Below are 26,318 nucleotides of genomic sequence, written 5' to 3'. Positions count from 1 at the left end.
ATAGTTAAACAAAATATTTTTCCGCTTTTCAAGAATTTTTTTAGACGAGATAAGAGAAGAGAATCTGCCTATCATTAAAAGACTCTTTTAAGGGTTTCTTAACAATGCTAACATTGCTTTATATTTAGCTTTGTTGCACTAACAAATCTAAAACACTTTCTAATGAAAAAATTACTCTTATTACTATGTGTTGTATCTGTTTCCTTATCGATGGAAGCCCAGATTACAACTCCAGCTCCAAGTCCTGCATCCAAATTGGAACAGAAGGTTGGTTTAACTGATGTTACTGTGGATTATTCTAGACCTTCCATGCGAGGAAGAACAATTTTTGGAGACTTGGTTCCTTATAACAAATTATGGAGAACAGGAGCTAACGCTTACACAAAAGTTAGTTTTAGCACTGATGTTGCTATAGCTGACCAAGAAGTTAAAGCTGGGACATACTCAGTTTTTACAAAACCTGGCGAATCTAATTGGGAGGTATTCTTTTATACAGATACCCAAGGAGGTGGAACTCCCAGAGAATGGGATGATAGCAAGGTAGCTGCGAAAGCAATGGTTAAGGTTTATCCAATGTCCATGCCAGTAGAGACATTTACCATTAGTATTGATGATTTAACGACCACAGGGGCTAACTTAGGATTTATCTGGGAGAAAGCATATGTTGCTGTGCCTTTTACTGTTCCTTCTGATGCAGCAGTACTTAAGGATATTGAAAACACATTGGCAGGACCTAGCGCAGGGGATTATTACACTGCGGCAGTTTATTACCTGAATGAGGACAAAGATATTTCTAAAGCTAAAGAATGGATGGAAAAAGCAATGTCGATGACTGAGGAGCCTAGATTTTGGCAGCTACGTCAACAGTCTTTGATTTATGCTAAGGCAGGAGATAAGAAAGCAGCTATTGAAACTGCTAAAAAATCACTAGCCGCATCTGAAGCTGCAGGGAACAATGATTATGTTAAAATGAACAAAGATTCTTTGAAAGAATGGGGAGCACTTTAATGTTTCTCTTTTAAAAAATAAAAACCCACGTTAGCGTGGGTTTTTTTTATGCTTTTAGTGGAGGTTTACTAAGAAAGTTATCAAATGTTTCAATCAGCATTGCAAGGCAAATGACCAAAATACATCCAAATGCATTTAGCCATAAATAAGACATCCAATCCATATACCATCCAATAATTACAATTACCTGAGTTACTATTGCAGCGGTAAAAACTGCATTTCCTTTTACGAACTTAAGGAAGAATGCCAAAAGGAAAATACCCAAAACATTGCCATAAAAGATGGAACCGATAATGTTTACTAATTGAATTAGGTTGTCAAATAGATTGGCAACACAAGCAATACAAATAGCTATAATGCCCCAGAGCAATGTAAACCCTTTAGTTGCCAGAACATAGTGCTTCTCATCTTTTGCTTCTTTTTTATTTCTTTTATATAGATCCAACGCAGTGATTGTACCAAGGGCGTTCAATTCAGATGCTGTTGAAGACATTGCGGCCGACAGAATAACAGCTAAAAGCAACCCAATGAGCCCGGTTGGTAGGTTGTCCAAAATGAAATGGATAAAAACATAGTCCTTATCATTGGTTTCAACGGTATCATTAGCTTTTGCTATTAAAGTTTTGGCCGTATCTCTGCTTGTCCTTTCTTTCTGGTTAATTTTTAATATGTCCTGCTTAGCTTGTTCAATGGCATTATACTCTTTCAATTCCAAAGCTGCTGAAAAAGCATTCTGAGCCATTTTTTTCTCTTGCTCCAGTGCCAAATGTTCCTGTTCCAAAGCTTTATATTCTCCTATGTATTCTGATTCCATGACCGCTTGTGTCGCTGCTGGATTGAAATTTAAAGGAGATGGGTTGTATTGGTAAAAAACGAATACCATTGCTCCAACAAGTAATATGAAAAACTGCATTGGAATCTTAAAAACACCATTGAAAATAAGTCCTAACTGGCTTTCACGAACAGATTTGCCTGAAAGATAGCGTTGTACTTGACTTTGGTCTGTTCCAAAATATGCAAGCGCTAAAAAGAATCCGCCAGTTATACCGCTCCAGAATGTGTACCTATTATTGGTGTCCAAACTAAAATCTAAAACCTCCAGCTTTCCGTTTGCACCGGCAATTTTTAAAGCTTCACCAAAAGACACGCCTGTTGGAAGGGACCCAAGAATAAAAAAGAACGCAAAGAACATACCCACCATAATAATGAACATTTGCTGTTTTTGGGTCACACTAACCGCTTTGGTACCTCCAGACACTGTATAGATGATCACTAAAATCCCTATGATGATGTTCAATGTGCGTAAATCCCATCCCAGTACAGCAGAAAGTATAATAGAGGGTGCAAATATTGTTATCCCAGCGGCTAAACCTCTTTGGATTAAAAATAGTATTGCGGTGAGCGTGCGTGTTTTTAAATCGAATCTACCTTCCAACATCTCATATGCCGTGAAAACTTTTAGTTTTTTGTAAATGGGAATAAACACCAAACAAATAAAAATCATGGCTAAGGGCAACCCAAAGTAGAACTGTACAAAACCCAATCCGTCATGAAATGCCTGGCCCGGCGTGGATAGAAAAGTAATAGCACTGGCTTGGGTAGCCATAACAGAGAGACCTATTGTCCACCATTTGGCGTCATTGCCGCCACGAACATAATCATCTACATTTTTACTTCCCCGGGTTTTCCAAACCCCATATCCAACAATAAATAACAGTGCACTACCTAGAACAATCCAATCTAATACGCCCATTAAAAGTTTTAGTTATTTAGTACCATTATGAAGTAGAAGATCAAGATATAAACAAAATTTAGAAGAAGCACTATTGAATATTCTTTCTTCCAAATTGGCTTGTTTTCCATATTATCCTTTGACATTACTTTCGGTTTTTACCTCGCTTTTTCCAACGGAAAGCATGTTTGCAAAAAGTTTGTATGCTCCAGAAACACCGGCCGGAAGTTCCCTGAAAAAGCTCAATCCGGTATAAATGTAATGGCCTTCTCCATGCGGAGCTACTAAAAGGCTGCCATCTGTGGGTTCTTCACCTTCGTCTCCCATTGAAAGTATTGGGGTAAATTCTGAGCTCCATTCTTTAGGAAAATATAGGCCTCTTTCTTGAACCCATCCATTAAAATCACTTTCCTTGATAGTGTTTGGAAAGTTTGCAATTGAATGATTATTTGCTATAATGCTAACCGCTGCAGACTCATCCGTAACCCTATCCCTTGAGAGTGTAAGACTGTACGGAGCAATATTCTCAAACTGTTTGGACCACCTGCCTGCAGTGTTGTATTGCACTACCATATTTCCACCGCGCTCAACATAGTCAAACAAAAGGGGCTGTTTGAATTTTAAATCGTCTACGACATTATAAGCTCTAATTCCAACTACAACGGCATCATATTTATCCAAAGATCCTTTTTGAATATCCTTTGGATCAATGATATGAACCTGATATCCGATTTGTTTTAAACTTTCTGGAACTTTATCCCCTGCACCAACTATATAACCAATATGTTCTCCTGTTTTCTGAATATTCATTCTAACTACCTTGGCTTCAGAAGGCAATAAGATAGATTGTTTGGGAATATGTTGATAACCAATTTCCACAAGCTCTTTGTCATATGACTTATTTGCGATAGTGATTATTGGAGCAATCTTCCCTTCGCTGTCTGTACTTGGAGGGGTTACTTTAAAAGTAACTGCTTGTTCCTGACCCTTTTGAGCAATTGAAAAGGGAATGCTTTTTGGAGAAATGGTCCACCCTAAAGGATGTTGCAATGCTATCTCACCAGAAACGCTATCCTTCCCAGCTTTAACATTTACCAATATGTCCTTAGTTTTGGAATCTGAAAAGATCAAGACTTTTTCCTCTATTTTGGAAGTTGCCTCAGGAAGCACAACAAAAGGCTCATATAATTCCCCTCTATCTGGTTTTGAATGTCGGTAGACTACGGGTTTTTGAAATTTGATTTGAACCCCATTAAAATCTAAAGTGAATTTCGCAGTGAAAGCGCTTGGCGTTTCCGCCTTTCCAATCATTTTTTGATTTTTAACCGTATACATCCCCAAAGTACCAGGTTCCTTTAACCAATATGGTCCAGAAATACTGGCAGTTTCAGGAACGGTAAAATCAATGCTAATGTTCTCTTTTATGTTTTCCAATAAAACCTTGTTCGGTAACATGCTGGTTTCTGTACCGGTCAGCTCAATCTTTTTCAGAGTAACATTTTGAGAACTTCGGTTCAATGCTTCTACATTAAGCTTGGAGGTATTGCCACGGGTAGTGGAGGCAGATTCAGAACTGATTTCCAAGTATAATCCAGAACACGCTAAGATCAACGATTGCAACTCTTCAGACTTTAAAGTTTTCCAGTGTTCATCCTCAATACCCTGTAATAGTTGATAGGCTTCGACCAACTCTGGAACATGTTTTGAAGGATTGGAGAAATCAAAATTCTCTTCCATTTTGTATAAAATGTCGCCTATTGCCTTACCGCCTTTTATTCTTGACCACGTGGTATTTATGCCATCAAATAGGTTATTGTTAGCAGGTAAATCCCCTTTTAACAATTCTACATATTCATCCTGAGTACCTCTTGTAGTTACCCTCCCAAAGCCTTGACATAAGTGCTGACTACTTGCCATTGATGCTATTTCGTTATTGGAAAGACCCAGTTCTGGATAGAAAACGCCAATATCCATTTTCAACATTTTGGATTTGTCGGCTTTCGCAAAATTTTCTTGACTACCGTAGAACCACCAAGACGTGTTGAAAAACACTCTTTTTGGTTGCCATATGGATGTAAGTCCCAACTGCTCTGGATATGCATTTTGGTCATTGGCCAAATCAAATGCTTCCATACTTAACATAGCCGAGGAAGTATGATGCCCATGTGTTGAACCAGGTGTTCTATGGTCAAAACGATTTATGATAACGTCTGGCTTTAAATTCCGGATGGCCCAGACCACGTCTCCCAAAACCTTTTCTTTATCCCAAATTCTTAACGTCTCATTAGGGTGTTTGGAGTAGCCAAAATCATTGGCGCGGGTAAACCATTGTTCTCCACCATCAATTCTTCGGGCTGCCAAAAGTTCTTGGGTTCTTAAAACGCCCAAAAGCTCCCTAAGTTCTGAACCGATCAAATTTTGACCTCCATCTCCCCTTGTTATGGAAAGATAAGCAGTACGCGCCTTGTCATGATTGGAGAGGTAAGAAATCAACCTAGTGTTTTCATCATCTGGGTGTGCTGCAATGTAAAGCGCCGTACCTAAAAAGTTGAGTTTTTGGAGGCTATGGTGTATTTCAATAGATGAGGGTTTATTAGGCTTTTGAGCATAGGTGTTAGAAACAACGGTAGCTAAAGTCAGAAGGCTGACCCAAAAGTTTCGCATGAGAAGTTTTTTAGTGGTTATTCCAAATATAGAAAGATTCAAATCAGACAGGATGCAATTTAGAACATCTTTAACACGGTGTGATTATGACAAAAATGCCAAAACTATAGCCCTAAGCTATCTCTAAGGATAATGTCTTCGTTTCCATTTTGCCCCCAGTAAGCTGTCTTTAAAGATTTTAACCTTGTTGCCTTTGTGGTCATTATTTTTGCCTTTGGACCAAAGCCGCTTTTAAAATCTTCGGACCAACTTTCTATAGGGTAAGGGAATTCAGCAGTAAAATTGATATTAAGACTTCTTTCCAAATCTGGATAAACCAAAGTATAGCTGCTGATTCCATCTTTAGTTGACAGCTCAGCTTTTACGTTGTAGGCCTTAAGCTCCACATGTCTTAATCTTGCATACTCCAGGGATGGGATCATTTTTAGGTTTCCAACAGGTAAATCATCAGGATTGATTCTAATTTTGGTCCATATTTCATTTTCCAGAAACTCCTTCTCCAATGTTAAGTTCTGATCTGCTTCATTTTCAAAATACGAATGGCTCATGAACTCAAATTGTTCCCTATTGTTGATTTGTGAATACATGTGCCCACACCATTCTTGCATAGAGAGGCTTGTTTTTACCGCATGTTGGTTATCATGAACTGGGTAAAACGTACTGCTCATTACCGAATAAGGATAAATTCCAGTTAAGTATTTCTTTGTTGAGTTAAGCTTTAAAACAGGAATGTTATCAGGATTGTTTCTGTCTGCTTTTACCTGTTTTTCTGCTAGGAATGGTTCAGTAACATATATAAGAACGGAATGCCCATCTCTAATTTCACCGTATCGGGCTTGTTCCAATTTATAAGAAGTGATTTCGGCATTGCCGGCATACCAATATTTTTTAAAATCTTCGGAAACCTTTTTTTTGGGGCTTTCAATCTTTTCTAAAGCTTCTTCAGTGTTAAGGGCCATTTCTTTGTTAGAGGCTTTGGTTTTTTCAACACAAGAAAATAGACTTAAAGAAACCAAAAGAAATAAACCAATGGCAAATTCAGCCTTGAACAGATTTTTCATAACGGAAGGAATTTTAGTAAAATTAAGGAACCCTGCTTAGGAAACCATATCCATTAACGTTTTATAAACTAAATGAGTAGGTAAGCCAACAACATTGGTGTAGGGGCCTTTTATTTCTGAAATCCCAACCATTCCGATCCACTCCTGTATTCCATAAGCCCCTGCCTTATCAAAAGGCTTGCAGATATCTATATAATATTCAATTTCCTCATCAGTAAAATCCATAAACTTTACCCAAGTTGTTGCGCTTACCGTTTTTTGTGCCGTTGAGGTGGTAAAGCAAACAGATGTAATTACCTCATGCCAATCTCCCGATAATGTGCGAAGCATTTTAAAAGCTTCTTTTTTGCTGGAGGCCTTGGCAAGGGACATACCTTTATACCAAACTACGGTATCTGAGGTAAGCACAATCTCGTTTTTCTTTAATTCTTCTTTAAATGGAGTTGCCTTTAATTTAGCTAGAAAGTTGGATATTTTTTCTCCCTGTAAATGTTCTGGATATACTTCATCTACAGATTTTGGCCTTACCTCAAAATCTAAGCCCATCTCTTTCAAAAACATTTTTCTTCTTGGAGAGGCGGAGCCTAGAACAAGTTTGTAGCCTTTAAGTTTTTTATTTAAGGGATTAGGTTCAATCATTCTTGGCACTATAATTATCGTTCCAATCGCCTCTTACCTTCAATACCTGTTCTATGATATCACGAACGCAACCTTCACCACCATTTTTATGCGAAACATAATCAGAAATTGCCTTTACTTCAGCTACAGCATTTTGCGGAGCAGTGGCAAGGGCCACCATTTTCATAGGAGGTATGTCTGGCAGGTCATCGCCCATATAAAGTACATTTTTAGAATCAATATTGTAAATATCCATGTACTCTTCCAAAGGGTCTTGTTTGTGATGGGCCCCTAAATAAATATCCGTTACCCCAAGACCTTTTAATCGTTCTTTTACGCCTTGGTTGGTGCCACCGGAAATAATGCAAACATTATAACCTTTCTGCAAAGCAGTCTTAAGGGCATAACCATCTTTAACATTCATTTTCCGAAGCATTTCCCCTTTGGTGGTTATCAAAATTGAACCATCTGTGAACACACCGTCCACATCGAAGACAAAGGTGGTAATATCATTCAAAAGCTCTTTATAATTCTTCTTCATATCTTTTTTTTATGGCCTCACTAAATAAAATGTAAAGTTCGGTTTGTTTTTTATCTTTCAATAAACTTAAATGGTTTTGAATACTTTTTTTATCATTTCTTCTTGCAGGACCAGTTTGAGCTTCTTTTGGGGAAATGGATTGTATTTTTTTGGCAGTTTCCAATATTAAGGGTTGCAACAACTCAAATGACAATCCCTCTTGTAGACAAATACTTTCGCTAATGCTATATAAATGATTGGTAAAATTGTTCGCAAAGACAGCTGCAAGATGTAATTTTTTTCTTTGATCAGAGGTGATTACATACACCTTTTCTGAAATGTCCTCACCTAACATTTGTACTACTTTAAGGGACTCATCTTGTTTAGCTTCTATACAAATGGGAATGGATTTAAAATCTAGGGCCTTGTCTTTGGTAAAGGTCTGTAAAGGATAGAAAACACCCCTGTTTGGAGATACTATACTATCCATTTCCACAGACCCTGAGGTGTGCACTACAATTCCCTTTTTACTGGCAAGTGATTGAGAAACTTTGGCAATGGCATCGTCTTTTACCGCGATGATATAAACATCTGCATCTACAATTTGTGCAAAATCGTTTGAAAAAGGAACTATATTGGAAAAACCTTCCAAACTGTTTTGATTTCGACCTACCACCTGAACAATTTTTACTTCTTCAGACTTGGCAAAAGCATTGAACAAATGCTTAGCTACATTTCCGGTACCGACAATTACTATGGACAGCATGCCCAAAACTACGAATTTAGAGATACATTGTTTTTAGAAGAATTAACAAATTTGTTTAACCATTTCTATCCTGTAAGATCCTAATAAATGGTAAAAAGATGGTATTTTTGCAAGCTGAAAACACATCTGCAATTAGATGATAGAAATTGTTAAAAAGACCCTTTTTTCTACAAAACTTATGGCTGTTCTTTTTCTGGTTTTTGCGGTAGCGATGGCCATTGGAACCTTTGTAGAAACTTGGTATAGCACTGAAACAGCCCGAATTTATATCTACAATGCCACCTGGTTTGAGGCTATTATGGTATTTTTTGTCATCAATTTTCTAGGAAATATGTTCCGCTACAAGCTTTTTAGCTGGAAAAAATGGCCGGTGCTAATACTGCACCTTTCATGGATCTTGATCATTGTTGGAGCTTTTGTCACAAGGTATATAAGTTATGAAGGTATGATGCCCATTAGGGAGGGCAATACCGAAAACAGATTTTATTCAGATAAAACCTTTTTAACAGCTTTTGTGGATGGCGATATTGGAGGAGAGACAAAGCGCAGGGTATTGGAAGATGATTTGATCGTTACTCCAGAAGGCATGCGTTCCAGTTTGCCATGGAAATCGGACTTTAATGGGCAGCCTTTTACAATTTCCTATGTAGACTTTATCGCTGGGGCAGAAGAAGGGCTGATTCCTGATGCAAGAGGTAGCCAATACCTTAAAATTGTTGAAGCTGGAGATGGTCAACGTCATGAACATTACCTGGAAAATGGAAAGGTCGCGAGCATCCATAATGTATTATTTTCTTTAAACAAAGAAACAGATGGAGCGATAAATATTTACTCGGATAGTGTTGGTTATCAAATCAAATCACCTTTCTCTGGAGATTTTATGCGAATGGCCGATCAATTCCGGGGAGAAGTTGTCAATGACAGTCTTCAGACCTTGCAATTACGTTCCTTGTACAATATGGCAGGAATGCAGTTTGTAATTCCAGAGCCTTTGGTTAGAGGTAGTTATGGTATTGTCAAGGTTCCGGCAAATGAAGTTACAGAAGCAACACAAGATGCTTTAGTTGTATCCATTACTGTAAATGGAGAAACGGTAGAGCAGAAATTGTTAGGAGGAAAGGGTAGTTCCAATTTTTCAGATAAGGTAAAAGTAGGCGGGATGGATTTTTCGCTTAGTTACGGGTCTAAAGTATATGAACTTCCATTTTCAATTCAATTGAATGATTTTATTGCTGAAAAGTATCCGGGCACAGAGGCTGGTTACGCTTCTTTTATGAGCAAGATTACTGTTAAGGATAAGCGTCCGTTCGATTATGATATCTTTATGAACCATGTATTGGATCACAAAGGATATCGGTTCTTTCAATCTAGTTTTCACCCAGATGAAAAAGGCACTGTTTTATCCGTTAACCATGATTTTTGGGGCACTTGGATTACCTATATAGGTTACTTTTTGCTTTATTTGGGACTAATGGGTATCATGTTCTTTGGGAAAACCCGTTTCCGTGACCTCCAAAAATCCTTGGAAAAAATCAAAACCAAAAAAGCAGCTTTAGGGACCATTGCTTTTTTCTTGTTCACTTCTTTGGCCACGGCACAGCAGGAAGACACAGAAAATCACGAACATACCAATCTTCCATCGCAAGAGCAGGTGGATTCCATTATTCAAGCCACTATCGTTGACGAGAAACATGCTGAAAGTTTTGGCGCTCTTGTCATTCAAGATGAAGGAGGAAGAATGAAACCCATTCATACATTTGCTTCAGAATTGTTGCGAAGACTAAGTGGAAAGAACACCTACGATGATTTCACCGCAAATCAAGTTTTCCTTTCCATGATGATGAATCCGGGTATTTGGTACAACACCGAGTTTATAGCACTTGGAAAAAAAGAAAATGATAGCCTTAGGAGTATTATTGATGTACCAAAGGGAACAAAGTATGTAAAAGCTACAGATTTTTTTGACGATAAAGGTACATACAAGCTACAGCCCTATTTGCAGAAAGCAACTTCGACTACCAATCCATCCAATTTTGAAAAAGACTTTAAAAAGGTAGGTGAAAGGTTAAGTTTGTTGAACATTGCCCTTAGTGGACAGATTGTTAAAATATTTCCTTTACTCAATGATGAAAACAATAAATGGATATCTGCCATTGAGTATCGATCTGGACAATATCAAGTGTCGGATTCTCTTTATTCCAATTTTGTAAAAAATTCAATGCCCTATTATTTGGGTTCCCTAAAGACTGCCATTGATTCTGGAGATTATGCTCAACCAGATATGCTGTTAGAGGCATTTAAGCAAAATCAAAGAAACCATGGTGCTGAGGTGCTGCCGGATGAAAAAAAGGTAGAGATTGAAATCATGTACAATAAGTTGGATATTTTCAACAGATTGTACAAATATTACGGAATGGTTGGTCTGTTGCTGTTCTTTATTCTGATATTTCGAATCTTTAAGGATAGAGAAATTTGGAAGGCAACAGCATATGTACTTAAAGGATCAGTGATCATCCTGTTTATTTGGCATACTGCTGGTTTGGTTTTACGATGGTATATTTCTGGCCATGCACCTTGGAGTGATGCCTATGAAAGTATTTTATATGTTTCATGGGCTACCATGGCAATAGGCTTGGCATTAGGAAGAAAAAGCGAGTTGACCCTTGCTGCAAGCGCTTTTGTAACATCGCTGCTTCTTGCAGTGGCCCATCAAAGTTGGGTAGACCCTGCCATAGCAAATTTACAGCCAGTTCTTGACAGTTACTGGCTAATGATTCATGTAGCGGTAATTGTTGGCAGTTATGGACCCTTAACTGTTGGTATGATCTTAGGAGTTGTTTCGTTATTGCTCATTATCTTGACTACCAAAAAGAACAAGGAGCGCATGGAGCTCAACTTAAGAGAGTTGATAGTTATTAATGAATTGGCGTTGACCACCGGACTTGTTATGTTGACCATAGGTAATTTTTTGGGAGGCCAATGGGCCAATGAAAGTTGGGGGCGTTATTGGGGGTGGGATCCTAAAGAGACGTGGGCCTTGATCTCAATTATGATCTATGCTTTTGTAATACATATGCGTTTGGTTCCCGGACTAAGAGGAAAGTGGATTTTCAACTTTGCAAGTATCATTGCTTTTGCCAGTATAATGATGACCTATTTTGGAGTCAATTTTTATCTAGTAGGTTTGCATAGTTACGCAAGTGGCGACCAAGTAATAACCCCTAGTTTTATTTGGTACACTGTTTTGGGTGTCTTCATTCTAGGAGGCGTAAGCCTTTGGAGGTATCGTGTTAATTATGCAAAATAATTTTTAGTCACTATCTAATAGACGCATTAGTTCCTCAGCTGCAACCTTTCCCTTTTCTTTTAAAAAAGGTCTTGGTGTATCATCCCCAAGTTCAAAAACTATAGCTGGCATTTCGTGTTTTACATAAAAATAGGTTCGTGAGACCATGGTAGGATCCAATTTGTCCGAAGCTTTGACGTTCGATTTTTTCTGCGGCAACCTATCACTAATACTATCTATCCAATCAAATATAATTTTGCCTCTTTGCCCGGTAACCGTTGTATCCAAAGGATAATAGATGTCATCCCATGTAGAATGAAAATCCGCACCAAAAACAAACTCATACCCTTCGCTGCTTTTTCTATTTAAGAAGTCCCTCACACTTTTGGTTTCTGGTTGATTGAAGTTCTGCCAATCCCTATTTAAATCTATACCGCCCATATTATGCCTCCAATGGCCATTATCTGCTCCATCTGGATTCATAAGGGGAACGACAAAAACAGTATGGTTTTTTCTAAATTTTTTCGCTTGAGCACTTTCTCCTGAAATGGTTTCGATAAAGGATTTCATTGCAATAAAGCCGGTAACTTCCGGCGGATGTTGTCTAGAGATAATCATCAACGCTTTTTTAGCCGTGCTATCCCCCTTTATTTCCATAAGTTGCATTGACCGTTTTTCTGTAGTTTTTCCTATTTCGTAGTTAGAGATAAATGGCTTTACAGAAAGAGAATCCACCCAACTTGTTACCCGTTTGGAAGTATATAATTCTTGTGCTGTTACCCATATTGGTTCTTTATTAATTGCTAAGGTCAACTCAGCAAATTCTGGAGCCGCTTTAATGCCAAAATCCCCTTCTCCTAAATTAATTGGTTTATAGGCAGTACTGTCAATGGGTTTAAAGTGGATCCCATCCGTACTGATTTTTGGATAATAACGGCTTCTAGAATCTTGATAAGAAAGTTTAATGGTAATCTCGCGAGGATTTTCCGTCCATACTTTAAAGGCATACCATGGACTCACATTAATAGGCGTATTTTCTGCTGTTATCCATACTGTGTAGTGATCATTTCCATCCGCAGCAACCCCGTTTAACCGTGCACCATCAAAATCATTGGTAAAAAAGGTGGTATTATCATCAAAAGACCATATTCCTTTCCACTGTCTTTGCACCGGTCTATTTACCGTAGGTACTACAGGGCTTGGTGCCTGCCCTTGATAACCTGATGGTTTTTGTTTTGTAGATGTATCAGATGCAATGGGACCAGATGTATTTTTACAAGAAGTTAGGAGTAAGGTCGAAGTAAATAGTAATGCTAAAATAAATCTCATAGAGAAGGTTTTAGTTATTTGGTTTTGATGCTTCTAGTTAACTATAAAAGTATGATTTTATATTTTTTTTTGAATTTATAATATGTATTCAGATGTAGCATATCATTTTTTTTAGCATCTTTGTTTCATCATGAAGTAATAAAATTATGTACGCGATAGATGTCACCTTTGGCTTTGAGCCAAAAAATTAGCCGAAAAACTTATTCGGTCAGGTTGACATATTTATTCTTTTTTCACACATAATTTTATATAATGACAAATTCTAAAATACCTTCATTTAAACAATTACTTAAATATTTCTGGATTGCCGTAACTGGCAAAGAAACTGAGTTTACTTCTGGAAGTATTCGGAAAGCTATTTTTATGCTTTCCATTCCCATGATTTTAGAGATGCTAATGGAATCAATATTTGCATTGGTGGACATTGCTTACGTTTCTCAAGTAAGTGTCAATGCAGTTGCCACTATTGGTCTTACTGAATCTGTTATCACATTGGTCTACGCACTTGCCATTGGTCTAAGCATGGCAGCAACGGCGGTAGTGGCCCGAAGAATAGGGGAAAAGGACGTTCAAGGAGCCAGAGTAGCAGCAGTTCAGGCTATAGGTTTAGGTGTAATCATTTCTGTTTTGCTTGGAATTCTGGGCATTTTCTATGCAAAGGAAATATTGGCATTAATGGGAGGAGAACCCGACCTGATTGCTGAAGGATATGGCTATACCAAATTGTTGATTGGTGGTAATATAACCATAATGCTTTTGTTCTTGATCAATGCAATATTTAGAGGTGCCGGTGATGCTTCCATTGCCATGTGGACCCTTGTTTTATCAAATGGTTTAAATATTATTTTGGACCCCATATTTATTTTTGGGTGGGGACCAGTTCCTGAATATGGGGTAATGGGGGCAGCAATCGCAACCAATATTGGTCGGGGAACTGCAGTTTTATTTCAGCTGGGAATTTTGTTCTTTGGTTGGGGTAAAATTAAATTGGCCCTACAAGATTTGGTTTTTAACTTAAAGGTTATGATCAATTTGGTAAAAGTATCGTTGGGAGGAATAGCTCAGTTTTTAATTGGTACTTCCAGTTGGGTTTTCCTTATGCGTATCATGTCCGAATTCGGCAGTGAAGTTTTGGCGGGCTATACCATCGCAATACGAGTAATCATGTTTACATTAATGCCTTCTTGGGGAATGAGCAATGCAGCTGCAACGTTGGTTGGTCAAAACTTGGGAGCCAAAAAACCGGATAGGGCGGAGATTTCTGTGTGGAAAACAGGCAAGTACAATGCCTATTTTATGGGGTTGGTTTCTTTAGTATATCTAATTTTTGCAGAGACTATTATTTCATTGTTTAATTCAACACCAAGTGTGGTCGAAAATGGAGCGCTTTGTCTTCAGATTATTGCAATAGGATATGTGTTTTATGCCTACGGAATGGTTGTTACCCAAGCATTTAATGGAGCTGGTGACACAAAGACTCCAACAAAGATTAATTTTTTCTCTTTTTGGATGTTTCAATTGCCTATTGCCTATGTTGCGGCCATAGTATTGGATTTTGGTGCAAAGGGTGTCTTTATAGCAATTACGGCAGCTGAAGTTCTTTTGGCGGTAATGGCCATAATTTGGTTTAAAAAAGGGAACTGGAAGCAAGTTCAAGTATAAGTGGTTTTGTATCTTTAACCTAAAGTTTTAAGGCAATGAATACGGATAAAAAAGGGATAAATACCACTTGCACCCATACAGGAGAATTAGAGGACACTCAATTTAAAGGTGCTGTTTCACCTTTGTATATGAGCACTTCTTATGCGTTTGAAGATGTAGATATAAAGCGTTATCCTAGATACTTTAATACACCCAATCAAGAAGCACTGTGCAAAAAATTGGCGGCTTTGGAACATGCCAAGGCCGCTCTAATTTTTGGGAGCGGTATGGCTGCCATCAGTACAGGGTTAATGGCCTTTTTACAGGCTGGCGACCACATTGTATTACAACAAACGTTGTATGGCGGCACGTATAATTTCGCTGTTACACAATTTGAAAAATATGGCATCAGTTATTCTTTTACCAATGGATGGGAAGTTGATGATTTTGAAAGAGAAATCAGACCTAACACCAAGGTGATTTATATAGAAACACCATCAAACCCACTGTTGACAATTACAGATTTAGAAGGTATTGGTCAATTGGCCAAAAAACATGGAATTGTGTCAATGATCGATAATACTTTTGCAAGTCCAATAAATCAAAACCCAATCGATTATGGAATAGATGTTGTTCTGCACAGTGCCACAAAATACATGGGTGGGCATTCAGATATCTGTGCGGGTGTTATTGCAGCTTCACAAGAGCATATGGATAAGATTTTTCAGACGGCTATTTGTTTTGGCGGCAGTTTAAGTGATTATACCGTTTGGCTTTTGGAACGCAGCATAAAAACAATGGGAATTCGAGTAAATGCACAGAACGCCAATGCCATGAAAATGGCAGCATATTTAAGTGCAAGTAAGGATGTTGAAAATGTGTATTACCCTGGACTTGAAACTCACCCTGGCCATGCATTGGCAAAATCTCAAATGAAAGGATTTGGTGGTATGCTCTCTTTTGAACTGAATTCTGAAATTGATGCATCTTTATTCTTTAAGCACCTTAAACTTATAAAACCGTCCATGAGTTTGGCCGGGATAGAAAGTACAGTTCTTTCACCTATGCAAACTTCTCACGCTCTAATGAGTCCTGAGGATCGCAAAAAACAAGGGATTAAAGACTCTTTAATAAGATTCTCGTTAGGTATTGAAGAAATGGAAGACTTAGTACGTGATATTGAGCAAGCCATTTCTAAAGTAAAATCCATGGCAATGCCTGTATAACATAACGTTGATGAAATTAGATATTTTAGTATTTGGAGCGCATCCTGATGATGCTGAGTTAGGTGCGGGCGGCACAATAGCCAAAGAGGTTTCTAGAGGTAAAAAAGTTGGAGTAATTGATTTGACCCGAGGTGAATTGGGAACAAGAGGGTCAGCCGATATAAGGGACCAGGAGGCCACTAAGGCAGCTGAGATTTTGGGTATTGCAGTTCGACAGAATATGGAGTTTGCAGATGGCTTTTTTGTGAACGATAAAGAACATCAGTTAGAAATCATTAAAATGATTCGTAAATATCGCCCAGAAGTTGTTCTCTGTAACGCCATTGATGATAGGCACATAGACCATCCAAAAGGCAGTAAATTGGTAAGTGACGCCTGTTTTTTGAGCGGCTTGGTTAAGATAGACACTAAAATGGATGGTGATGATGAATGGCAAGAGGCTTGGCGGCCAAAAGTTGTTTATCATTTTATACAATGGAAGAACCTGGAGCCGGATTTTGCAGTTGACGTCTCAGGATTTATTGATAAAAAGACAAAATCCATCTTGGCATATAGCTCTCAATTTTTTGACCCCAACAGTGACGAACCTGAAACACCTATAAGCAGTAAAAACTTCATAGATAGTGTAAACTATAGAGCCCGGGATTTAGGAAGGCTAATAGGTGTGGAGCATGCCGAAGGCTTTAATGTAGAACGATTTGTGGGAGTGGACAATTTGGATAGCCTTATTTAACTAGCTAACTTTTGATACCTTTTTTCAGCTTTGGGTACGGTAAAATAGAAAGAAGACCCTTTACGCAGGACACTCTCTACCCAAATTTCACCGTTGTTTTTAAGAATCATTTCTTTACAAAGAGATAGGCCCAAACCGGTACCTCTTTCATTGTTTGTGCCATAAGTAGTGATATTGGTGGTGTCCGCAAAGATTTTTTTCTGAATCTCTTTGTTCATCCCAATTCCGGTATCACGAATCATAATTTGCCAAACATCTCTTTTCTCTTCCGCTTCTATGGTAATAAGTCCGTCCTCTGGAGTAAACTTGATCGCATTGCTCATTAGATTCCTTATTACAATATCAATTTGATTTTGGTCAGCCCAAATAAGAGGATTTTCAGGGAGTTGGTTTATTATTTTTATTGATTTTCCTGCTGCTACTTCAGAGAGTAAGCTAATGTTTCCACTCACTAATTTATCCAAGGAAATTCTTTTGGGTTTGGTTACAACACCATTTAATTGGGTCTGCCCCCATGACAATAGATTATTTAGCGCAAAGGATATATTCTCTACATCGGATTTTAGCTTGGGAATAAAAGAAATGAACTCATTTTTACCTATTTCTCCGTCGGTAAACAATTTTAAAATTCCCTGCAATGCTCCAATAGGGCCTCTTAAATCATGACCAATAATAGAAAATAGTTTGGTCTTGGTTTTATTAATTTCATTTAATTGAGATTCTCTTTCGCTGACCACTTCAGATTTTTCTTGTAACTCTTTGTTGAGCTTTTTCTGAATATGTTCACTTCGTCTTACTATAAATGTAATTACAGCAAGAATTATGAGGATTGTTATTGAAAAGTAGATATAGTTTCTTTGTTTGGCCAATGCCACTTCATTTGTTGCAATAAGATCTTGCTTTTCTTGTTCATACTGCATTTTTGCCCTTAACAAGGAAAGACTCTGCTTGTTCTTGTCCTTAGAAAGAGAATCCGAAAGTTTGGTGAAAGTTTCTAGGTATGCAAGCGCCTTGGTATGGTCCTCCTTGTTTTTATAGAGTTCATACAGTGTTTCTGAGCAATCTATTTGCCCCTGCAACGATTTTATTTTTTCAGACAGCTGTAGGCCCAAACTTGCATGCTCTAAAGAAAGACTATCCCTTCCCAAGCCAAGATATACTTTGGCCATACCATTGAGCAATTGAATTTTTTCACGATCATCATCAAGTTGTTGATCATGTAATAGATTACTTTGGTCATACCAATACAGTGCCCATTGATATTTTTTTTGCTTCAAGTAAATACTTCCTTTTACTTGGTAGGCGTAGGCCAACCAATCATAGATCTTTAAATTTTCAAAAGAATTTATACTCTTGTTTATATTGAACATAGCAAGATCAAAATCCTCTGAATCTTTATAGAGCGAAGCCATATTACTTTGGGTTTCGGCATGTATTTGTTCGTTACCCAATGCTTTGTTTATTACCTGTACGGTATCATAGAAAACCAGCGCATTGTCAAAATCCTTTTGATCCGCGTAAAGGCTTGCAATGTTTTCATTAAAAATAGAAAGCATTGGTTTACTGTCAATCTGTTTGGCAACGTCGATTCCTTTTAGGTTAAGGTTCAATGCCTCGGCAAAATTGCCATCGTCTCTATAATCATTTGCTAAACCATTGATAATGTTCAATTCAGATCGTTTGTCCTCTTCATTAACCGCCAGTTTAAGGGCTTTTTTCAATAAAATAGTAGATTTTTGCCGATCTCCTTTATCAGAATAGTAATACCCCAAAGCTTCATTCGCCCTTATTTTTCCGTATGTAAAGTTTACCGCTTCACTAAGTTTTAAGACCCTATTTGAAATTGAATAAAGGCTATCATTGTTGATGTAGCGATAGGTAGATGCCAGATTTGATAATAGTTTTATGTGGGTGGTATCCTTTGAATTGAAACGATTTGTGCTTTCCAATCGTTTTAATCGATATGCAATGCTATCTCTTTTGTTCTTTTGCGCTTCAACAGAAGAAGTAAAGAACATTGCACAAAAAATCAAGACTACTGTTCCAAGTAGGTTTTGGAGACTGAAAGAATGGTTTATTTGGGACATACAAATGTTTAAACCTTGATTAGTAAAAATACTTTTCAATAGTTTTTTCTGGTACTAATTGTTGTGAACGATCATTATTTGTGTGTTTTGTCTGTTAAAGAGTGCATTTCATCGATGTTTTTTAATAAAAAAGACCTATTTCCTATCTAAAAAAGCATATGTAAAATATAAACCGATTCTCTTGGTTATCTGTTTGAATACAGATGATTACAAACGGTGAAACTCCTAAGGAAGAAAAGGGGGTTGAATAATATTTTGTTTTTGTGAAGGTAAAGTTTAAAATCTTTTGATTGAATTGATAAAAAAAGTATTTTTGCATCCGCTTAAATGGTGGTTGTAGCTCAGCTGGTTAGAGCATCGGTTTGTGGTACCGAGGGTCGCGGGTTCGAATCCCGTCTTCCACCCAAATAAAAAGCCCTCTTTTTAAGAGGGCTTTTTTGTTTTTCAGAAATTCCTATTTACTTGGATACTTTGTCCACCACCACTTTATTTTCCCTATTGGCAACTTCCCAAGCGGTATAAAACACAAGACGTGTTCTATTCTCTAAAAGGTCATAATTTATTTTATCAGGAGTGTCACCCGGTCTGTGATAATCCTCATGGGTTCCGTTAAAATAGAAAATAATTGGAATGTTATTTTTGGCAAAGTTGTAATGATCACTTCTGTAATAAAATCTATTGGGATCATTTTCATCATTGTAGGTATAGTCAAACTCAATATTGGTATATTTTTTATTTACTTCCTCCGAAAGATTATGTAAATCGGTACTTAGTTTATCGGAGCCTATAAGATATAGATAGTTCCGATCTCCTTCTCTTTTAGGGTCAATTCTGCCAATCATATCAATATTAAGGTTGGCAACTGTTTGCGATAATGGCAAAATGGGATCATAGTCGGTATAATACTTTGATCCTAACAGCCCTTTTTCTTCACCGGTAACATGTAAAAACACAATTGATCTTTTTGGTCCTTGGCCAGCTTCTTTGGCCATCTTAAAAGCTTCCGCTATTTCTAAAAGTGCAACACTTCCAGAACCATCGTCATCAGCTCCATTATTAATCTGACCATCTGAGGTAACACCAATATGATCTAGATGAGAAGACACAACAATATATTCATTGGGTTTTTCTGATCCTTTGATAATTGCCACTACATTTTCAGAACTTATTTGATCGTTTCCGCTTGTGGCATTCAGTTTTATGGATGATGAAACTACTACGGCCGTATTGTTTTTTTCTATGTCCTTAATTATAGCGGATGCTGAGTTTTGATTCAGTAGAACAATGAAACTGTTGGTAACCTCTTCCCTAAGAGACATTTTTCCGCTATCGTTGTTTTTCATAAAATCAAAGTAACCTTTGAATCTAAGGTAGTTTTGGGTATCATAATATAGCACGCCAACCGCCCCTTTATCAGCTGCCAAACTAGACTTTTTGCCCATGGCTTCAGACATGTTGCTCCAATCAGATTTTTTGTTGGTACCAGAAAGCATATATGTTCCATCATCATTTGTTGGTTCTCCGGATTTAATCAAAACCAGTTTTCCTGATACATCCACCCCTTCGTAGTCTGAATAACTTTCTTCTTCAATTCCGTACCCAACATACACAACTTCATTGTAAGTGCCGCTAGCGGCATCAAATGTGACCGCATCTTCACCTATTTGAAAGACAGCGTCATTAATTTCAATGCTACCTTTAGGAACTTTGGCTACTTCTAAAGGAACTTTTTGAAAATAATCACCATCCTTTTTTGCAGCGGGTATACCCAAAGTTTCATACTGTGATTTAAGGTATGCAACTGCTTTTTTCTGTCCTGGCTGCCCAGTTTCCCTTCCTTCAAATTCATCAGAAGCATATATGTACAGATGTTCCTTGAGTTCATTTTGTGTAATGCTTTCCCCAAATACAACAGGGTCCACTTCTTTTACTGTGTTGGAAACTTCAGAAACTGTTTTTTGAGCGGTATTGCAAGAAAATGCAAGACCCAAAACAATCAGAATTATTTTTTTCATGGTGATTAACTATCAAAATTTCCCAAAAATAGCGAAACGATAGCAACTGGATTGATTTTTTTTACAACATGTTTTAATATAGATGTTGAAGGTATTCAGTTGGATTAGTGCCCTTTATTTCTCTGAACATTCTATTAAAATTTGAAATGGAGTTGAACCCAGAGGTATTTGCAGCTTCCACAATGGGCATGTCTTTATGGTTTATAAGCAATTGACATACATGTTCAACCCTAACTTCAATTAAAAACCTGAAAAAAGTCTTATTTGTTCTTTCTTTGAAAAACCTGCAGAAAGCATTGGGTGTCATGTGGACCAATTTGGCAACGGTCTTCAGTTCAATTTTTTGGTCAAAGTTTTTCATTACATAATCGAATACTGCTCGTAATCGTTCTCCTTGATCGTTGGATACCTGCTTTTGCTGTACAAACCCAGAAAGCTTGGTCTTTGGAGAGTCACTTAAATCTTTAAGTAATTGGATTAAAACCATAAACCTTGAAAAGTGTCCCAAAGAAATTAAGCCTTTCATAGATTCAACAATCTTACGGTTGGTAGAAATTGTTTTAAAACCGGTTTTGGCATTAGAAAAAAAGCCTTGAAGTTCCTTCATTTCCTCAATGTCAAAAAAATTACTGCCAAAAGAATCCTTTCTAAAGAAAAGAGAAACCATTTGGGAATTTTTAGAGCTAGCGGCACTCTTGAAAAAGTGTGGTATTCCACTCCCTATAACAAATAGATCTCCTCTCTGGAATGAATGAACACTATCTCCTGCAATCAACTTTCCAGTACCTTCAAGGATTTGGCTTATTTGAATTTCTTCGTGTTGATGAAGTTTATCATAAAAGGCTGGTCCTTTATCGTTTTGTACGGTGATATTTTCCCTAGGTTTTTTGGGTATCTTAAATGCGTATACCTTCATGTGTTCTAAAATTACCTTTAAAATACATGTTATTCTTTATAATAGGATAAAATAACGCTATCATATGATAATTTTCAGGAGGTTTAAAAGAAGGTGCAATAATATTTTTGGTAAAAAATAAAATATACAATGACACAGTTTAGTTGGAAAGGGGTTATGCCCGCAGTCACCACCAAATTTACCCACGAAGATAAGTTGGACATGGAAATGTTCACGGTAAATATAAACGCCCAATTGGAGGCAGGAGTCAGTGGTATAATATTAGGGGGCACACTTGGCGAAGCAAGCACATTGGATGATGATGAAAAACAAATATTGATTGAGCATACTGTTGGGTTAGTGGACGGCAAAGTTCCCGTAGTAATGAACATAGCCGAGCAGAGTACCAAAAAAGCTATAATGGCGGCAGAAAAAGCGGAGAAATATGGAGCCAAAGGACTCATGATGCTTCCACCAATGCGTTATAAATCTACAGACTATGAAACAATGGCATATTTTAAAGCGGTAGCTCAAAATACTTCATTGCCAATTATGATCTACAACAATCCTGTAGATTATAAAATTGAAGTTACCTTGGATATGTTTGATGAATTGTTGGAAAATGACAATATACAGGCAGTGAAAGAATCTACCAGAGACATAACGAACATAACACGCATTAGGAACAGGTTTGGCGAAAGATTGAAAATTCTATGTGGAGTTGATACCCTAGCTATGGAGAGTTTGCTAATGGGCTCAGATGGTTGGGTAGCTGGTTTAGTATGTGCCTTTCCAAAAGAAACAGTCGCTATTTATCAATTGGTAAAAGAAGGAAGGATAGAGGAGGCCACTGCAATATACCGTTGGTTCATGCCTTTGTTGGAATTGGACATTAACCCGCAGTTGGTTCAGAATATTAAACTGGCCGAAGTTGCTACAGGAATAGGAACAGAGAATGTACGTTTACCTAGGTTGCCCCTGCAAGGAAAAGAGCGTGATAGAGTTCTTTCTATTATAGATCATGGAGTAAAGACCAGACCTCAAATCCCCATTTTTTAGATGAGTACGCACATATTCAAGTGTATTGATGCCCATACATGCGGAAACCCAGTTCGGCTAGTAGTAGAAGGTGGCCCAAATTTGGAAGGGAACACCATGGAAGAAAAGCGACAGTATTTTATGAAAGAATTTGACTGGATTCGCACTGGTTTAATGTTTGAGCCAAGAGGTCATGACATGATGAGTGGTAGCATATTGTATCCGCCTCACGATCCTGAAAATGATATAGCAGTTCTTTTTATAGAAACCAGTGGTTGTTTGCCCATGTGCGGTCATGGAACCATAGGAACTATGACCATTGCCTTAGAGGAGGGGTTGGTAAAGCCCAAAACACCTGGAAAAGTGAGATTGGAAACTCCTGCCGGTTTAGTTGAAATTGACTATCATAAGCAAGGAGAGAAAGTGGAGTGGGTAAAGTTGACCAATGTAAAAAGTTACTTGGCAGCAGAAAACTTAAAAATTGAAAGTGGCGTACTGGGAGAATTAACTTTTGATGTTGGTTTTGGAGGAAATTTTTATGCAATTGTGGACCCACAATCAAATTTCACAGGAATCCAAGATTTTACTGCAAGTGAATTGATTCAATTTTCTCAAGAAATTCGAACAAAAATCAACGAAGAGTATCCTAATGAATTTGTTCATCCAGAAAATTCGAATATCAATCACGTATCACATATTTTATGGACGGGTGAACCAATTGACGAAGGCTCATCTGGCAGGAACGCGGTTTTTTATGGAGAAAAAGCAATAGACAGATCTCCTTGTGGCACAGGTACGTCAGCTCGTATGGCACAATTAAATGCAAGGGGACTGTTAAACTTGGGCCAAGAATATGTGCATGAAAGTTTTATTGGTTCTAAATTTGTAGGAAAAGTAGAACAAGAAACTCTACTGGGCAATAAAAAGGCAATTATACCTAGTGTTCAAGGATGGGCCAAGATATATGGTAGAAATACAATTACAATAGATACAGATGATGATCCATACGCGTATGGATTTCAGGTGATTTAATATGGGGTCAAATAAGAATATTTTAGTAATAGGTGGTGGTATAGTAGGCCTCTCAACTGCTTATTTTTTACAAAAAGAGGGCCATCGGGTCACGGTTTTGGATAAATCTGATATTACCTCAGGAGCCTCTTTTGTAAATGCCGGGTATATAACTCCAAGTCATATAATTCCTTTGGCATCTCCAGGAATGATTTCAAAAGGAATCAAGTACATGTTCGACTCTTCCAGTCCGTTTTATATAAAACCTAGACTTGACATGGAGTTTATGAAATGGTCGTGGTACTTTAAAAAATCATCTACAAAGTCCAAGGTGGAAAAAGCTATGCCAGTTATTATGGACATTAATTTGTTGAGTAGGGAACTTTTTGAAGATATAAAGGCTTCAGGAGATTTGGGAGATTTTCATTTGGAGCGAAAAGGACTCCTAATGATGTATCAGACTGATAAAGAAAGGAATCATGAGATGGAGGTTGCAAAAAGGGCAGGGGACTTAGGTCTAGAAGTAAGTCATTTAGATGCCAACGGTTTACAAAAACTGGAACCAAATATAGAGCTTAATGCTCTTGGTGCCTTTCATTATGAATGTGACAGACATACGACTCCAACGCAATTTATGGAAAGAATGTTGGGTTTTTTACCGAAAAATGGGGTTGCAATCAATAAAAATGAAGAAGTTTTAGATATTGTTGTTAATGGAGATAGAGTAGCAGAAGTGAAGACAAGCAAAGGAACTTATCAACCGGACGAAGTTGTTTTTGCTGCCGGTTCATGGACTTCCCACCTTTCTAAAAAATTGAATATAAAACTACCATTACAAGCAGGTAAAGGATATCGCATAAATGTTGCTGATACCACCAATATCTCTATGCCAGCTATTTTAATGGAAGCAAAGATGGCGGTCACCCCAATGAACGGATTTACTCGTTTTGCTGGAACCATGGAATTTTCGGGCATCAATAACATCATAAGAAAAGAAAGGGTTGAAGCCATTGCTAAAGGAGCAGAGCAATTTTACAAAGGACTTAAAATTTCTAATGAGGATAAAGAAAACGCCAAATGTGGATTAAGACCTGTAACTCCTGATGGACTGCCTTATATAGGAAAATCAATGGAATACAAAAATCTGATATTTGCTACCGGCCATGCAATGATGGGTTGGAGCCTGGGACCGGCAACCGGCAAATTGGTTTCTGAAATAATTTCTGGAAAAACCATGTCGATGGAAATTACTTCTTTTGCTCCCGAGCGCAAGTTTTAATTAGTATTGTTTTCTTTAGGTTATTTTTGATTAGGATCATAGCATTAATTTTTTAATTGCCTCATTTAGAAGTAATTTTGAACCATGGTAAAAAACTACGCTTTTTTTTTCTTTTTTTATTTTCTTCTTGCCCATGCTTTGTGGACACAGGAGATTCAAACATTTAAGGTTCAGGATTTTGATCTAAATGGAAAGGTGAAATCATGTTTGGTTATTACAGATTACGGAAAAGAACTCTTTGAATTTAATGAAGAAGGTTTTTTGACAAAGACGATCACGCAGTACAATGATACTGATCAAGATATTACCTATTACAAATACGACAATGGTGAACTGCTAGAAAAACGAATGGAGAGCTATAAGGACAACGTACTGGATGAAGCTACCTCCATGGCGAACTTTTATTCGATTGATACATTGGCTCCAAGAAGGGTTTTAGAAAAAATTATTTCCTATGACAAAGAATTTTTAGAGCAACAAGAGCATTTGTATGATGAAAAAGGAAGACTGGTCAAAATCACAACCTCGAACAGTGAAGGGGTAGATGAAACAAGTGTTGAGTACACACCTTTTAAAAATGAGCTCACAAAAAGTTTTTTGATAAATGGAATAATGGAAAGATCCATTAGAACTTCTGAAAGGAAAAATGCCAAAGGCACTTTAAAAGTGGTTTTAACTAAGGAGTACATAGATGGAGAGTCCAATAAGGCTATAGAAGAGGTTTTTGATACAACAGGAAAAATTGTTTCAAAAGAAGTTTTTCTACATAGCCCTACCAAGAAGGAATTCGTCTCTGACAGAAAAATGCTGTATTCTTATGATGTTGATGGCATGTTGGAAAAGATTGTTACCAAGACTTCAAACTCGGTATCCGAAAAGGTATATATCTTTCAATTTGATAGCAACGTAGAGAAGAATTGGATCAAACAGATTGTTACTCCAGAAAACTCGTATACAACCCGCAGAATAACATATTATCCAGAAGAAGAAACCAAAAAGGAAAACCCTAACTAGTTAGTTGTAACAAATCCCATAGATTTCCATAAAGATCTTCAAACACCACCACAGTCCCGTAATTTTCTTCTCTAGGTTTTTCTTTAAAGTTTATGCCTTTTTCTTTCATTAGATTGTAATCTCCCCAAAAATCACTGGTATGCAAAAAAAGGAACACCCTGCCTCCAGTCTGGTTCCCTATGGCGGCTTTTTGTTCATCACCTACGGCTTTTCCCAGTAAAATATTGCATTGACCATTATTAGGAGCAACTAGGACCCATCTTTTTTCTTCTCCAAGATCAATATCTTCAATAAGTTCAAAGTCCAACTTTTTTGTATAGAAATCGATGGCCTCGTCATAATCTCTTACAACAAGGGTAACGTTTGCCAAATGTCTTTTTATATCTCCCACACAG

Annotated in this window: 20 protein-coding genes and 1 tRNA gene; 10 read left to right on the top strand and 11 right to left on the bottom strand. The window is 37.5% G+C overall.

Annotated features, from left to right (window positions below):
* Positions 1-162: 162 nt before the first annotated feature.
* Positions 163-1,008: a DUF2911 domain-containing protein gene (locus tag DKG77_RS12870; RefSeq protein WP_109663535.1), complete on the top strand. Its 846-nt coding sequence runs from the start codon at positions 163-165 to the stop codon at positions 1,006-1,008.
* 46 nt (positions 1,009-1,054) lie between these two features.
* On the opposite strand, the gene DKG77_RS12865 is transcribed toward DKG77_RS12870, so the two are convergent.
* The 6 genes from DKG77_RS12865 to DKG77_RS12840 form a co-directional block, all read right to left on the bottom strand.
* Positions 1,055-2,761 (bottom strand): sodium:solute symporter family protein, encoded by a 1,707-nt coding sequence (locus DKG77_RS12865; protein WP_109663533.1) that lies wholly within the window; start codon positions 2,759-2,761, stop codon positions 1,055-1,057.
* A 111-nt stretch (positions 2,762-2,872) separates the two neighbouring features.
* Positions 2,873-5,404 (bottom strand): PIG-L family deacetylase, encoded by a 2,532-nt coding sequence (locus DKG77_RS12860; RefSeq protein ID WP_109663532.1) that lies wholly within the window; start codon positions 5,402-5,404, stop codon positions 2,873-2,875.
* Between the two features lie 104 nt (positions 5,405-5,508).
* Positions 5,509-6,465, bottom strand: a complete 957-nt coding sequence (locus tag DKG77_RS12855; RefSeq protein WP_109663530.1) for a septum formation inhibitor Maf — start codon at positions 6,463-6,465, stop codon at positions 5,509-5,511.
* 36 nt (positions 6,466-6,501) lie between these two features.
* Positions 6,502-7,104: a Maf family nucleotide pyrophosphatase gene (locus DKG77_RS12850; protein ID WP_109663528.1), complete on the bottom strand. Its 603-nt coding sequence runs from the start codon at positions 7,102-7,104 to the stop codon at positions 6,502-6,504.
* Positions 7,097-7,624, bottom strand: a complete 528-nt coding sequence (locus DKG77_RS12845) for a KdsC family phosphatase (RefSeq protein ID WP_109663527.1) — start codon at positions 7,622-7,624, stop codon at positions 7,097-7,099. Before DKG77_RS12845 ends, DKG77_RS12850 begins: the two co-directional genes overlap by 8 nt.
* A complete protein-coding gene (locus tag DKG77_RS12840) occupies positions 7,608-8,369 on the bottom strand; it encodes a Rossmann-like and DUF2520 domain-containing protein (protein ID WP_109663525.1) in 762 nt (253 codons plus the stop codon). Before DKG77_RS12840 ends, DKG77_RS12845 begins: the two co-directional genes overlap by 17 nt.
* Positions 8,370-8,505: 136 nt before the next feature.
* Here DKG77_RS12840 and DKG77_RS12835 point away from each other — a divergent pair, with 136 nt between their 5' ends.
* The gene (locus DKG77_RS12835; protein ID WP_109663523.1) at positions 8,506-11,676 is read left to right on the top strand and encodes a cytochrome c biogenesis protein CcsA; all 3,171 of its coding nucleotides are present in this window, start codon (positions 8,506-8,508) and stop codon (positions 11,674-11,676) included.
* A gap of 3 nt (positions 11,677-11,679) precedes the next feature.
* Here the strand turns inward: DKG77_RS12835 and DKG77_RS12830 are convergent, their stop codons facing one another.
* Positions 11,680-12,984, bottom strand: coding sequence for a M14 family metallopeptidase (locus DKG77_RS12830; protein WP_109663521.1), 1,305 nt, complete (start codon positions 12,982-12,984; stop codon positions 11,680-11,682).
* A 252-nt stretch (positions 12,985-13,236) separates the two neighbouring features.
* On the opposite strand from DKG77_RS12830, the gene DKG77_RS12825 reads away from it, so the two are divergent.
* From DKG77_RS12825 to bshB1, 3 genes are read left to right on the top strand one after another with little or no spacing between them, the layout of a single operon-like run.
* Complete coding sequence (locus DKG77_RS12825) at positions 13,237-14,646, top strand: MATE family efflux transporter (protein WP_109663519.1); 1,410 nt, start codon at positions 13,237-13,239, stop codon at positions 14,644-14,646.
* A 35-nt stretch (positions 14,647-14,681) separates the two neighbouring features.
* Positions 14,682-15,851, top strand: a complete 1,170-nt coding sequence (locus DKG77_RS12820) for a trans-sulfuration enzyme family protein (protein ID WP_109663518.1) — start codon at positions 14,682-14,684, stop codon at positions 15,849-15,851.
* A 10-nt stretch (positions 15,852-15,861) separates the two neighbouring features.
* Positions 15,862-16,584 carry a bacillithiol biosynthesis deacetylase BshB1 gene (gene bshB1 / locus DKG77_RS12815; RefSeq protein WP_109663516.1) on the top strand — a complete coding sequence of 241 codons (723 nt, stop codon included), beginning with the start codon at positions 15,862-15,864 and terminating at the stop codon, positions 16,582-16,584.
* On the opposite strand, the gene DKG77_RS12810 is transcribed toward bshB1, so the two are convergent.
* Positions 16,581-18,671, bottom strand: coding sequence for a tetratricopeptide repeat-containing sensor histidine kinase (locus DKG77_RS12810; RefSeq protein ID WP_243414926.1), 2,091 nt, complete (start codon positions 18,669-18,671; stop codon positions 16,581-16,583). The two genes, bshB1 and DKG77_RS12810, sit on opposite strands and share 4 nt — an antisense overlap.
* A 329-nt stretch (positions 18,672-19,000) precedes the next feature.
* Here DKG77_RS12810 and DKG77_RS12805 point away from each other — a divergent pair.
* Positions 19,001-19,076 (top strand) — tRNA-His (locus DKG77_RS12805).
* Positions 19,077-19,129: 53 nt separating this feature from the next.
* Here DKG77_RS12805 and DKG77_RS12800 read toward each other — a convergent pair.
* Entirely contained in the window at positions 19,130-20,686 is a 1,557-nt protein-coding gene (locus DKG77_RS12800; RefSeq protein ID WP_109663514.1) for a M28 family peptidase, read from the bottom strand.
* Between the two features lie 73 nt (positions 20,687-20,759).
* Positions 20,760-21,602 (bottom strand): AraC family transcriptional regulator, encoded by an 843-nt coding sequence (locus DKG77_RS12795; RefSeq protein ID WP_109663512.1) that lies wholly within the window; start codon positions 21,600-21,602, stop codon positions 20,760-20,762.
* A 129-nt stretch (positions 21,603-21,731) separates the two neighbouring features.
* Between DKG77_RS12795 and DKG77_RS12790 the strand changes: the two genes are divergently transcribed.
* The 4 genes from DKG77_RS12790 (at position 21,732) to DKG77_RS12775 (ending at position 25,923) form a co-directional block, all read left to right on the top strand.
* Positions 21,732-22,640, top strand: a complete 909-nt coding sequence (locus DKG77_RS12790; protein ID WP_109663511.1) for a dihydrodipicolinate synthase family protein — start codon at positions 21,732-21,734, stop codon at positions 22,638-22,640.
* Positions 22,641-23,651: a 4-hydroxyproline epimerase gene (locus tag DKG77_RS12785; RefSeq protein WP_109663509.1), complete on the top strand. Its 1,011-nt coding sequence runs from the start codon at positions 22,641-22,643 to the stop codon at positions 23,649-23,651.
* 1 nt (position 23,652) lies between these two features.
* The gene (locus DKG77_RS12780) at positions 23,653-24,909 is read left to right on the top strand and encodes an NAD(P)/FAD-dependent oxidoreductase (protein WP_109663507.1); all 1,257 of its coding nucleotides are present in this window, start codon (positions 23,653-23,655) and stop codon (positions 24,907-24,909) included.
* Between the two features lie 84 nt (positions 24,910-24,993).
* The gene (locus tag DKG77_RS12775; protein ID WP_109663505.1) at positions 24,994-25,923 is read left to right on the top strand and encodes a hypothetical protein; all 930 of its coding nucleotides are present in this window, start codon (positions 24,994-24,996) and stop codon (positions 25,921-25,923) included.
* On the opposite strand, the gene DKG77_RS12770 is transcribed toward DKG77_RS12775, so the two are convergent.
* A complete protein-coding gene (locus tag DKG77_RS12770; RefSeq protein WP_109663503.1) occupies positions 25,916-26,314 on the bottom strand; it encodes a VOC family protein in 399 nt (132 codons plus the stop codon). The two genes, DKG77_RS12775 and DKG77_RS12770, sit on opposite strands and share 8 nt — an antisense overlap.
* Between the last annotated feature and the right edge of the window lie 4 nt (positions 26,315-26,318).

It is taken from the genome of Flagellimonas aquimarina, assembly GCF_003149745.1.
In the GTDB taxonomy this organism is placed as follows: Bacteria; Bacteroidota; Bacteroidia; order Flavobacteriales; family Flavobacteriaceae; genus Flagellimonas; species Flagellimonas aquimarina.
This window is presented reverse-complemented; position numbering and strand designations above follow the sequence as displayed.